We start from the raw sequence: 11919 nt of genomic DNA on the forward strand, positions 1-11919 counted from the left end.
TTCTAAGATTTTGCGTAAAAATGAATTAATTCATGAAGAACCGCTGCCTGTATTTACGCGGTGAGATCCCTTCCTGCTTTGTGAAACAGGAGGTAAAGTACGCTGCATGATTGAAACCAACCTCTTCAGCAACCCGGCTGATGCTGAAGTCGGTCTGCATGAGGAGCATTTTGGCCTGCTCGATCCGGTAACGCTGCAAATATTCAACGGGCGAACAGCCGAATTCCTTCTGCATACAGCGTGCGATATAAACAGGGTGGAAGTTAATACGTTCACCCAGCTCCTGCACCTTGAACTCTTCGCGATAATGCTTCCGCAGATAAGCCGCGGCCCGCTCGGCACAAGCGGAGGAAGGGGAGGACACCGGCGTATCCAGTGCGGCGGCCAGCTGCTCGATGAGCTCTTGGAACACCACCTGCTGCCGCCACAGAAATTTGGCCTGGTGACCGTACTGAACCAACGAAGACATGGTAGCCAGAAGCTCCAAGGCCTTTTCCGGTTGAGGCAGGGTACCGAATTGGGGGATGTTGACGGAAAAATAGTTCGGCGTCATCGCCTTCAGTTCCGGAGCCTCTTCTCTTCTAGGCGATTGGCAGGCTTCGTCCGCGTGCCAGTCCCCGGAGGTTTGGAAATGAAGCCAGTAATAATCGGTCTCCTCCGTACATCCCTTCGTGCCGAAATGATGCGTATCGGGACGCAGGATGAGGAACATGCCAGGTTGGATTTCATAAGGATTGCCATTCTCCGTGACATGGAGCTGCCCCTTCATGACCACGAGCAGATCAAAGATGCCAATGTTCTTGCGGTTGGGATGTCCACTGTGAATGGGGGCCCGGGTAAGCCCGCTATTGATGTATTCCGGCAGCGGCGGAACGGTAAAATTCAGGATCGTCATAAGAAAGCCCTTTCGTGATTCGTGAGGTTTGAATTTTGATAGTTTTCGTTCGGAAAATGATATTATAACTCCAGTATACCATCTATAATTTGAGAAGGTTAAAGACCGTTTCATCATGAATTGTGTTTAACCCTTACATCATGGGTGGAGGTTGGAATGTTGGATAAAAACACAAACAAATTTACATTATGGGTTCTTGCATGGCCCATATTCATCGAGCTGTTCCTGCAGTTTTTGCTGGGAGCGGTGGATACATTGATGGTCAGCCGGATTTCCGATGATGCGGTTGCGGTGGTCGGATTCTCCAATCAGCTGTTTCAAGCCATGACAACGCTGTTCATGACGGTTGCCAGCGGTGCCGGCATTCTCATCGCCCAGAAGATCGGCTCGCATAAAACGGGCGATGCCCGAACGATCGGCATCATGGCGGTGAGTGCCACCACGATCATCGGATTGGTGTGCAGCGTCATATTGTTTGCGATGCCGGAGGCCATCGCTTCGATTCTCCAGCTGCCGGATCACCTGCTTCCGCTAGCCGGAACGTATATCTCCATTGTCGGCGGCGGGATGGTGCTGATTGCCATGATGGCTACGATGAGCACCGTCATCCGGAACACCGGCAACACGCGTGCGCCGATGTATGTAGCGATCGGAATGAATATCATTCACGTCATTATGAACTATGGGTTTATTTTCGGCGCTTTCGGCTTCCCGCAGTGGGGACTTACCGGTGTCGCCATTTCGACGGTGGTCAGCCGGCTGCTCGCTGTGCTCTTACTGCTGTATATATTCCTTCGTTCATTTGAATACCGGATCAAATGGAACGAATTCCGGGTGTTTAACCGTCCGCTGTTCGGCGAAGTCCTGAAGATTGGATGGCCGCTCGGCATCAATATGTCTTGCTGGGTGTTTACGCAGCTGATCATCTATTCCTTCATCGCAACGCTGGGCGCTGCCGAGCTGGCAGCACGTACGTATATGAATACCCTGGAATCCTTCTGTTTCTTGCTGGGCTCATCGATTGCGATGGCTGCCCAGATTCAGATCGCGAATCTGTTCGGCGCAGGCCGGATCAAGGAGGCTTATCGGAGCGCGTACCGCGCGCTGGGCATCGGGGCTATTTACGTTGTCGTCAATGCCTTCCTGCTGTATGTGTTCGGGAAGCAGCTGCTGGGGCTGTTTACGGACGATAAAACCATCATTGCGATCGGTGCATCGCTTCTGGGCATGAATCTGATTCTCCAGCCTGGCAAAATGCTCAACATGGCACTCGGCAACTCGCTGAATGCCGTCGGAGACACAAGGTTTACGATGTATATTTCCCTTGGCTCGATGTGGCTGGTCGCGACCGTGCTCTCTTATGTACTCGGTATTCACATGGGGTGGGGGCTCATCGGCATATACTCCTGCATGATTGCCGACGAGTATTTGCGGGGCGTGCTGTCCTTCTTCCGCTGGCGCGGGCAGAAGCACTTGAGAAAGGCAGAGCAGGTCGAGCCGGTGAGCCATCAGGCACAGCCGATGGAACCTGCCCCAGTCCATGCTTGAGTATTAACCATCTATACGAAACAACAAAGGGATATCCGAGTTTTGGCTCGAGATATCCCTTTGTTTCACAACGTTACCGGGCTGATGCGGCCTTTTGAATATATTGATAAAACCTTAAGTTGATTCCGTGATCTTCCTGATAGGGGTGTTCTAGATGAAAACGTTCAATGGCTCGTTCATATTCAGGATCATGATCATGAAAAAGCGCTTTCTGCTCCTCAAGAAGCCGAGCGAATGAGACGATAGCTGGGTCGGTTGGCGGTATCTCTGCTTCCAATCCGGCTCGCAGCTTACCAAGGATTTCATTGGATTCTTTTCTCATTCGCTTCAGCTGCTCCGGGTCGAATTGCTCGAACTTCTGTTTTAATTTGTTCTGCTGCTCCGGCGTAAAGTATTCCCACGGACTGCTCATCCGGGTCACCTCCATTGGACTGATTTCATGACTGCAGGACTTTATACCCGTGCTCTTCAATCGCTTCTTTTATCTTCTCCAGGGATTGTTGGCTTTCATCATATTCTACCGTTACTGTACCGCTTGCCAAATCTGCAGAACCTTTGCTCCCTAGCTCCCGCAGCGCGGATTCGATCGACATGACACACAGTTCACAGCTCATACCTTCAATTTGTAATGCAGCTTTTTTCATAACCTGCCCCTCCTTCATCGAAGATTTGGACATTCGAACATTCAGGTATTCGCTTTTTCTAATCGAATTAATCGACATTGATGTTGATTATTGACTACAATGGGATCATATAATAGGGAATACATGGGATCAATCCGCAATCTTTTTCAATGTGTTGCATAGTAGATACATTCATCCGGAACTGTCTAATTTCTTATAAATGACTTTTTTTAAAAGAGGAGATTGCGCCATGTCAGAGAAACTGGATCGCCGTAAAGCAAGGACAAGGGAGCAGCTGCGTAAAGCATTAATTGAGATCATGGAGGAGAAGGGGCCGGACCGTGTCACCGTAAGCGATTTGACTGAAAAAGCCAACATTAACCGCAGCACCTTTTATTTGCATTATACGGATGCAGTCGATCTGCTCTCACAGGTTAAAGGTGAAGTGTGGGAGGGATTGAGGAGTAGAATGGAAAAGCTGAATCCTTATGAATATTTGTCCTATGCAGCGAGGAGCAAGCCGGATCCCGCCATGGTGAACGTGATCGAATATTATGCGGAACATGCCGATTTTTTTCGGGTGATTCTCGGTCCTAAGGGCGACCCTGCTTTTGCGGTACAAATCAAGGAGTTTTTGCAGACCCAGCATATTTCTAAAATACTTGATCTCAGGCCCGATTTAGCGGAGACGATTGTGCCGAAGGATTTTATGATCGCTTATTTTGCTGCCTCGAACCTTAGCATTCTCCTGCATTGGATAGAAAGCGGGATGCAACAGTCTCCAAGCAGCATTGCCCTGATGATTACCCATATTCTTGGCAGTGCAGTAAGGCAGTTGTATGGCATTGAAGCGGGGAAGGTTTAATCTGTATAAGGATCGATATGGTGTAGAGGATATTCCGAACAGCGTGTAATCGGGGTATCCTTTTTTTGCCATACTATAAAAATGACGCATTCGAAAACTTTTTACCCGCATGGCGGGGTATTGTAAGTGATTGGCCAAGTGAAAGGAGGAAAGCGCGGTTTGGTACACGACCTTATACAACGACTAAAGACGGAATACAGTGACGAATGGTTCGAAGAGCTTTACCGGTTATACGCGGATCGGGCGATTCGAACGGCTACCGCAGTAACCGGAAGTCCGGCAAGCGCTGCCGACGTGGTCCAGGAAACGTTTATCCGGGTTTACCGAAACCTCGGTGCCTATGATGGAAGCAAACCCTTTGACCCGTGGTTCAACCGGATTCTCTATAACGAGTGCAACCGATATTTGAAGAAACATGCGAGAGTAGTGCCTTCCGAGATATCGGAGGAGAGGGATCTTCCCGCGGAAACCGACACCTACGATTTTGACCGGCACGGCGAGATATATGAGATGGTACAGCGGCTGGATGACCAGCACCGGATTCCCGTGATCTTGAAATATTTGAATGATTTTGCCGAGAAGGATATCGCGGACATGATGGAGCTGAATGTTAACACGGTGAAGTCCAGATTGTTCAAAGCCCGAAAGAAGTTGAAGGAATGGATGCTGCAGAATAGGGGAGGGAATCAGCATGGGACGTGATCCATTGGATCAAGAGATTAAAGACGGCTTGAAAAAGGGTACGGATGACGCGATGCGACAAAAAGACGAAATTTGGACGGCGATTAAGGAGCGGATTCATAGCGAGCAAGCCCAGCGGCCAGTGGAAGCCGAAACAGCCTTTGCTCCGCGGGAATCGAAAGGACGCCGCCGTTCCGGTCGAAGATCGGCAGGATGGATTGCGGGAACCGCCGCTGCGGCAGCCATTGTGCTGACCGTCAGCTTCCAGACGGCACCGGTTCAGGCGTTTATTGATCAGGTGAAGGAATGGTTTGCTCCTCAGAAAACGGTCGAGCAGGAGCTTGAGGGTACGCCGGAAACGAGCGTAGATCAGCTGCATGAGGGTGCGGATTATGTGATTTATATTGATGAGAGCCGGTTTAAAATGGTCCATGAATCGGGCGTGGACCGCATCGAATTGAAGGAGAAACCGACGGATGACCGCTATCCGGACGTGTTCATGGAAATTTCGCAGGCGGGCATGGATCCGAAGACCGCTGCGGAGCAGATCCAGGCGGAACTGCAAGAGTATCCGAAGGTCGAGACGAATCTGGTGGATGAACCGATTCAAGGCTGGGAGGTGCGTGCAGTAGGCGGAACCGGCGGTAAAGCGTGGGATGATCCGGTGATACGATATTACGTTTTTGATAACGGGCAGGGCGGCAGCTTTGTCGTGAAGCAGCAGTATTTCCTGGAGGCCGCCGAAGGCTTCGGTGCACGCTTCCATAACATGATGAAGGAATTCCATATAACGACCCATACCAATGCAGAGTCTGACGGTGCGTAGGGAGCTTAAGTTCATTGATTTCTTTTAAGAGAACGCGCGGTAGCGAGCTCCTATTCGATCAGTCACATCGTGGTTGATAACATTATGGCCTATGACGCATGATGATGCCGGTATGAACTTAGATCGATAACCAACGACAGTATGTACAAGGATAGTCCAATCGTATGATGAGGGGCTATCCTTTTTTGTGTTCAAAGGATCGGTTTAAAAAGTTGAGCGGCTAATCCATATGTGATGTTATGTTACACAATCCGCATCTATCATATCATTTAAGCACTCCCTTATTCTGGAATATAATATTTTAAATTCATTGAAAAAGTGTGAAAATTCAATGATATTGATGTTTATCTTTAATTGTAAACGATTTCTCTATCATATGTTCGGTTTGTTATATTAAATAACATTAAATAGAATAACTCTAACAAATACATATTTATATGTAACATATTATAACATTAAGGGAGAGTGCCATGATGAAACCAAAGTCCAAACGTCCTTTAGCGGTCTGGAGTACCGCTGCATTCACCGCTTTTGTTATTTCCTTATCTCCTCTTGGAACCTATGCGGCACATGCTGCCACGGTGACGGAAGTGAAAGGCACGGTTAGTACGGCTGCACCCGTACAGACCTCTGCAGCGCCGGGAAGGAATACGACGGTACCTCCTCTATCGGAAGTTTCCAAGCAATCGACCAAGCCCAACGTGCTGGTGGTTGCGACTGGCGGCACGTTGGCGGGCCAATCGACGGATGCCACCAGCTTCCAATCTTATCGGGCAGGTACGCTGAAGATCGAAGATATGGTGGGCGAGCTTCCCAATACGGACAAGATCGCGGATATCAGCACGCTCCAGTTCGGCAATTCCGGATCAAGCGCGTATACGATGGCGGACCTGTATGATCTGTCCCAGACGGTGGACCATGCGCTTGAGGTCTATGACAGTGTCGTGGTAACGACGGGGACGGATACGATGGAAGAGATTGCGTACTTCCTTGATCTGACGGTGCAAAGCGACAAGCCTGTAGTCATTACCGGCTCCATGCGGCCTTGGACGGTAATCGGCTCCGATGCGCAGGCGAACTTGTACAATGCCATCAAGCTGGCTGGAAGCGGCCGCACGGAATCCTTCGGCACGGTGCTTATGCTGAATGATACGATTCATCTGGCGCGCGGCGTAACCAAGACCAATGACTACCGTACCGACACGTTTGAAACGCCTATGCTGGGCGCCGTCGGATATATCGATGATGAGAATATTCGAATATACCGTGCTCCCCTTCGAGCGATGAAGGCGGAAGGGGAAGGCAAACCGGTATTTGATCTGAGCAAAATCACGAAAGAGGACCTGGCGAAGGTTGAAATTGCAATCTCCTATCAGGAAGCCGGCGGTGGTGCGATTAGAGGCTTTGTGGCAGACGGAGCTAAAGGCATTGTTACTTCCGGTACCGGTGCAGGCGGCATCTCGAGAGAGATGAGCGCGGCCCGCAAGGAAGCCATTGAGAAGGGGGTGGTTTTCGTAACAACGACCCGTACAGGCTCCGGCAGCGTATACGGCGGCGGTGAAGGCATCATTTCAGGTGACAACCTGAGTCCTCAGCAAGCCCGCGTTCTGCTGCTGCTCTCCCTGTCCTTTACGGATGATTTCAATACCATTAAGGGTTGGTTTGCAACCTACGGAACACCTGAAGTGTAATCTCAGTCTTAGTCATTTTTTAGCTGCTCCTTATTCCTACTGAACCATGAAATTCCTTCCACCAATATATTTGCCGCCGGGGATGACCCGGCGGTCTTTTTTTGTTTGCAAGCGGCACGGAAAACTAATCGATATTGGCGTTCGTCACATTCAGCGGCTAAATATAACGTTTCTGCCAATGGGATTATAGCCGAGAAATGCGGGATCTGCGGATCGGGCATGAGCGTTAAGGATATTTTCATCGGTTTATTGCTTTCTATGTCAGCTATTTGTATACTTTACAATAGTAAACGATTACTATAAGTGAGGGATCCTATGAAGAAGCCGACCACGATACATGATATAGCGAAGATGGCAAATGTTTCTTCGGCGACGGTTTCGCGCGTGTTAAGCAACAGCAGTTATCCTGTCAGCAAGGAGCTTAAAGAGCGCATCCAGAAAATCGCGAAGGAGTCCAATTATATTCCGAATATGCTTGGCAAGCAGCTGAAGAAGAATAGCAGTAATACGATCGGAGTCATCATTCCTTCTATTGTGAACCCATTTTATTCTTCCGTCATTTTCGGGATCGAAGAGGTGGCTCGGCAGAATAGTTTTACGGTAATCGTATGCAATTCCCTGCAAGATCCATCGCTGGAAGACGAGTATCTAAGGACGATCATGGAGAAACAGGTCAAAGGCCTGATCATCTCCTCGATCTCCAAGGATAAGAGCCAGTTGATCCAGTTGATGAAGCTTGGCCTGAACGTCATCGCCATCGATCAGAAGATCGATGAGGACAACATTAACCAGATTGAGTTCGACTACCACAAAGCTGGTTACATCGCAACCAAGCATCTGCAGGAGAAGGGGCATGCGCGCATCGGTTACGTCACTTCCAAGCTGGATCGCCCAAGCCGCCGAAGCATTCATCAGGGCTATATGTCGGCGATGAAGGACGCGGGTCTCAAGCCGCTGGTGGTCGAGTCCCCGACCGAGGAAGTGTATAATGCTATCACCGAATTCGACACGGGTAAGCAGCTCACGCAGAGACTACTGGAACATTCGCCGCAGCCGACGGCGATATTTGCGTGCAACGACATGATGGCCTTTGGGGTGATCAACGAATTGTCGCAGCGCGACATCCAGGTGCCGGAGCAAATTTCAGTGATGGGCTTTGACGGCATTGATGTGGGACAGATGATTCATCCGCCGCTCACAACGATGAAGCAGCCCGATTACGAGATGGGGAAGATGGCCTGCAAAATGCTGCTGGATATGATGCAGGGCGACGATAGTCCGATGTTTGATGTGATGCTGCAGCCTAAATTGCTGGAGAGAAAATCGGTCCGGGATATCCGGGAGATCAAGTAAATACAAGGATGGCATAAAGCCCGGGCATAACACAACTGCTCGGGCTTTATTTGTTTGTAGTAAAAGATATCGATTACTAACTTTTTTCCTATCTGTTTCTTGATTTAGCGAATGGAAAACAATTCATGCTGAACCTTGGAATGCCTTATATAGCGCTTGAATTCAGACTTTTATTGTAAAAATAATCGTTGGGAGCATAGAAAACGCTATTCAAGAAAGGGCTTCCATGCTATACTCGTTACAGAAATCGATTACTATAAAATGGATACCTTTGGAATGAGCTGGAGCAGAAAACACGCAATCTCTATTTGTAACTCAAAAAGGAGGGTTTTCAATGTCAAAAAAGGTAAAGGTATTCACCCTGATGCTTGCGTTTATGATGGTGTTCACCGCGTGCTCCTCATCCGGCGGGTCAACCGACGGGGAAACTCCGCCGGGCGAACCGGGAGGCAGCAAGGACAAAGTGACGCTCAAAATTGGGCTACCCGGCAGCTACGAGGTGACGAGTAAGGAGATTATCGACGGCTTTATTGCGTCCCATCCCCACATCAACGTTGAAATCCAAGAGGCGCCTTGGGGGGACTTTACGTCCAAGATCGCCACGCAAATTGCAGGCAACACGATGCCGGACGTCTGGTTCCAGGAGAACGCCACCATACTTAGCTACGGGGAACGAGGCGTGGCAGAGGACTTGTCCTCCTACATTGATGCCGACCTGAAAGCGGACGAATACATCGACGGCCTGTTCTCCGCCAAAACGCCGGAAGGGAAGATCTGGGGTGTCCCCCACGGCATTAACCCGATTGCGCTGGCGTATAACCAGGATGTCTTCGAGAAGGCCGACGTGCCGGTACCGACCGACGACTGGACCTATGACGACCTCATTAAGGCCTCCAAGCAGTTGACGATCAAGGAAGGAGACCAAACCAGCCAATTCGGATTCATCGGTTCCTTTTCCATAACCAACGGCTGGTTTCCTTGGATCAAGCAGGCAGGCGGCTCCGCCTTGGACGACACCCTGACGAAATCGCGGTTTGACGACCCCAAAACCGCGGCCGGATTACAGCAGCTGTATGACGGTTTGGATCAAGGCTATTTTGCCGATATCGATTTCCTGAAAGCGAACGGCGGCGAGCTCGAAGTATTCGCGAGCGGCAAGGCCGCGATGTATTTCCTTCAATACAGCCTGCAGGTGAATATGAACGAGAGCTTTGCCGATACGAACTGGGATGTCGTCAAAATTCCGAAAGGGGTTGACGGCAAGCGCTATGTTCCGATGGTAGCCAACACGTGGCTGGTCTCCTCCAGAGCGAAGCAGGAATCGAAGGATGCCGCCTGGGAGTTCCTGAAATATTACCTCAGCGATGAAGTGCAGGATATCATCGTCAAGACTGGATCCACGCTGCCCGTAAAAAAGTCGGCGCTGGATCAATTGAAGGACAGCACCGCCAAACCTCTGAACAAAGCGGCTTTCACGGACGGCATTAACGAAGGCGGCGTTACCCTGGATGAGAATGCTACCTGGAGCGAATGGCGCATTCTGGTGCAGCAGGTGGTCAATGAAATCATGGTAGGCAATGTTTCGGTGGAAGACGGCGTGAAGGATATTCATGCCAAGGTTCAGGATGTGCTGGACTCCGGTAAATAACTTTCATGGATCAGGGAGATGCAGTCTTGGCGACGTATCGGACTGCATCCCTGCTCCGTTAACGAAAGGCAGGTGTGTCATGCAGAAACAAGGATACTGGGGTTATATCTTCACATTGCCGTTTGTCATCAATGTCGTGGTGTTTCTCTTATTTCCGATCCTCTTCTCCACGTATATTTCATTCACGGAGTGGGATTTGTTTAACCCGCCGCGGTGGATCGGGCTGGACAACTGGGTGCGGGTCCTGAACAAGCACGAGTTCTGGGTGTCCATCCGGAACGTGTTTGTGTTTGCGCTCATCTTCGTGCCGATTCAGACGTTAATGGCGTTCGTGATCGCTTTTATGCTGAATCAGGCCATCCGGGCCAAGGGCTTGTTCCGGCTGTTCTATTTCCTGCCCGTTGTGACTCCGTGGATCGCCGGCGGCGTGGTCTGGGTGTGGATGTTCAACTATCAATACGGCGTGATCAACTGGGTGCTGGAGTCTGTCGGGCTTGCCCCCGTCAAATGGATTGACAGCAGCCATTGGCTGATGGTCATCTCCAGCATCGCGATCGTTCAGGTATGGAAGGGCGTGGGCCAATCCATGATCATGATTCTGGCCGGCATGCAGAACGTTCCGAAAGAGGTGCTGGAAGCCTCGCAGATCGATGGCGCCAATGGCTGGAAGCAGCTGACGAAGGTGGTATTCCCGATGGTAACGCCGATGGTGTATCTCGTCATGATTTTGTCTACCATCTCGGCATTCCAGGCGTTCGACGTGTTCCTCGGTCTGTTCGGTTCCATCACCACGGGCATACCGGAGAGAAATATGGTGCCGAATCTGCTGGTGTACCGGGACGCGTTCCTGCTCTTCAAAATGGGACCGGCATCGGCAACGGCCTGGCTGCTGTTTGTCATCATCCTGAGCTTCACGTTGTTTCAGAAGTATTTCGAGAAAAAGTGGGTGCACTATGACTAAGACGACTCACCCCTTGCTTAAGGTGCTGATGTACCTGCTGCTGATTGCCGGTGCGGTTTTCATGGTGTTCCCGTTCATATGGATGCTGTCCACATCGCTGAAGACGGTTGGCGCCATCTCGCAGATGCCGCCGCAGCTCATCCCGAATCCACTGAATTGGGATAACTATGTGACGATATGGAATAAAGTCGACTTCGGTCGATATACCTTGAACAGCTTTTTCATCGTTTCGATCGAGATGGTGGGATCCTTGGTCTCCAGCGCTTTCGTGGCCTTCGGGCTGGCGATGTTTACCTTTCGGCTGCGGGGGCTCATTTATATGATCATGCTGGCTACCCTGATGATTCCGTCGCAAGTGACCATGATCCCGACCTATTTCATCTGGAAGGAATTCGGGGCGTTAAATTCGTATTACCCTTTGATCGTCCCCAGCTTTCTGGGCGGGGCGTTCGGTATTTTCCTGATGCATCAGTTCATTAAATCCTTGCCCAAAGAGCTGTATGAATCTGCTACGATCGACGGCTGCAGCCCGCCGGGCATATTCTTCAAAATTTATCTGCCGCTGTGCAAGCCGGCGCTGGCGGCGCTGGGCGTATTCACCTTCATGGGCGCGTGGAACAACACGCTGGGCCCGCTGATTTACCTGCAAGACAAGGAATTGTACACTTTGCCGCTCGGCTTGCTCTACCTGAAATCGGAGAACGTCAATCAAGCGCTGCTGATGGCGGGGGCCGTTATTACGACGCTGCCGGTCGTTATCGTCTATCTGTTCGCGCAGAAGCAATTTGTTCAAGGCATCGCTTCGACAGGGATGAAAGGCTGAAGGAG

Annotated in this window: 12 protein-coding genes; 9 read left to right on the plus strand and 3 right to left on the minus strand. The window is 50.4% G+C overall.

Going from position 1 to position 11919, the window contains the following annotated elements:
• Positions 1–25: 25 nt before the first annotated feature.
• Positions 26–895 (minus strand): AraC family transcriptional regulator, encoded by an 870-nt coding sequence (locus PAEVO_RS23475; protein ID WP_100539933.1) that lies wholly within the window; start codon positions 893–895, stop codon positions 26–28.
• A 156-nt stretch (positions 896–1051) separates the two neighbouring features.
• On the opposite strand from PAEVO_RS23475, the gene PAEVO_RS23480 reads away from it, so the two are divergent.
• On the plus strand, positions 1052–2443 hold the full coding sequence (locus PAEVO_RS23480; protein WP_100539934.1) for an MATE family efflux transporter: 1392 nt from the start codon (positions 1052–1054) through the stop codon (positions 2441–2443).
• 73 nt (positions 2444–2516) lie between these two features.
• On the opposite strand, the gene PAEVO_RS23485 is transcribed toward PAEVO_RS23480, so the two are convergent.
• Together PAEVO_RS23485 and PAEVO_RS23490 are read right to left on the minus strand one after the other, a co-directional pair.
• Positions 2517–2855, minus strand: a complete 339-nt coding sequence (locus PAEVO_RS23485; protein ID WP_165789741.1) for a TipAS antibiotic-recognition domain-containing protein — start codon at positions 2853–2855, stop codon at positions 2517–2519.
• A gap of 25 nt (positions 2856–2880) precedes the next feature.
• The gene (locus tag PAEVO_RS23490) at positions 2881–3087 is read right to left on the minus strand and encodes a cation transporter (RefSeq protein WP_100539936.1); all 207 of its coding nucleotides are present in this window, start codon (positions 3085–3087) and stop codon (positions 2881–2883) included.
• A 229-nt stretch (positions 3088–3316) separates the two neighbouring features.
• Here PAEVO_RS23490 and PAEVO_RS23495 point away from each other — a divergent pair, with 229 nt between their 5' ends.
• The 8 genes from PAEVO_RS23495 to PAEVO_RS23535 all read left to right on the plus strand — a co-directional run bounded on the left by PAEVO_RS23495 (position 3317) and on the right by PAEVO_RS23535 (position 11914).
• On the plus strand, positions 3317–3931 hold the full coding sequence (locus PAEVO_RS23495; RefSeq protein WP_165789742.1) for a TetR/AcrR family transcriptional regulator: 615 nt from the start codon (positions 3317–3319) through the stop codon (positions 3929–3931).
• Positions 3932–4090: 159 nt separating this feature from the next.
• Complete coding sequence (locus tag PAEVO_RS23500; protein WP_100539938.1) at positions 4091–4633, plus strand: RNA polymerase sigma factor; 543 nt, start codon at positions 4091–4093, stop codon at positions 4631–4633.
• Positions 4623–5438, plus strand: a complete 816-nt coding sequence (locus PAEVO_RS23505) for a hypothetical protein (protein WP_100539939.1) — start codon at positions 4623–4625, stop codon at positions 5436–5438. Before PAEVO_RS23500 ends, PAEVO_RS23505 begins: the two co-directional genes overlap by 11 nt.
• 470 nt (positions 5439–5908) lie before the next feature.
• Positions 5909–7129, plus strand: a complete 1221-nt coding sequence (locus PAEVO_RS23510; protein WP_100539940.1) for an asparaginase — start codon at positions 5909–5911, stop codon at positions 7127–7129.
• Between the two features lie 315 nt (positions 7130–7444).
• Complete coding sequence (locus tag PAEVO_RS23520) at positions 7445–8482, plus strand: LacI family DNA-binding transcriptional regulator (RefSeq protein ID WP_100539942.1); 1038 nt, start codon at positions 7445–7447, stop codon at positions 8480–8482.
• 334 nt (positions 8483–8816) lie between these two features.
• Complete coding sequence (locus PAEVO_RS23525; RefSeq protein WP_100539943.1) at positions 8817–10130, plus strand: ABC transporter substrate-binding protein; 1314 nt, start codon at positions 8817–8819, stop codon at positions 10128–10130.
• 79 nt (positions 10131–10209) lie between these two features.
• Positions 10210–11091, plus strand: a complete 882-nt coding sequence (locus PAEVO_RS23530; RefSeq protein ID WP_090910407.1) for a carbohydrate ABC transporter permease — start codon at positions 10210–10212, stop codon at positions 11089–11091.
• The gene (locus PAEVO_RS23535) at positions 11084–11914 is read left to right on the plus strand and encodes a carbohydrate ABC transporter permease (RefSeq protein WP_009591862.1); all 831 of its coding nucleotides are present in this window, start codon (positions 11084–11086) and stop codon (positions 11912–11914) included. The genes PAEVO_RS23530 and PAEVO_RS23535 overlap by 8 nt, the downstream gene beginning before the upstream one ends.
• The last annotated feature ends 5 nt before the right edge of the window (positions 11915–11919 follow it).

Source organism: Paenibacillus sp. GM2FR (genome assembly GCF_002803325.1).
Lineage (GTDB): Bacteria > Bacillota > Bacilli > Paenibacillales > Paenibacillaceae > Paenibacillus_AQ > Paenibacillus_AQ lautus.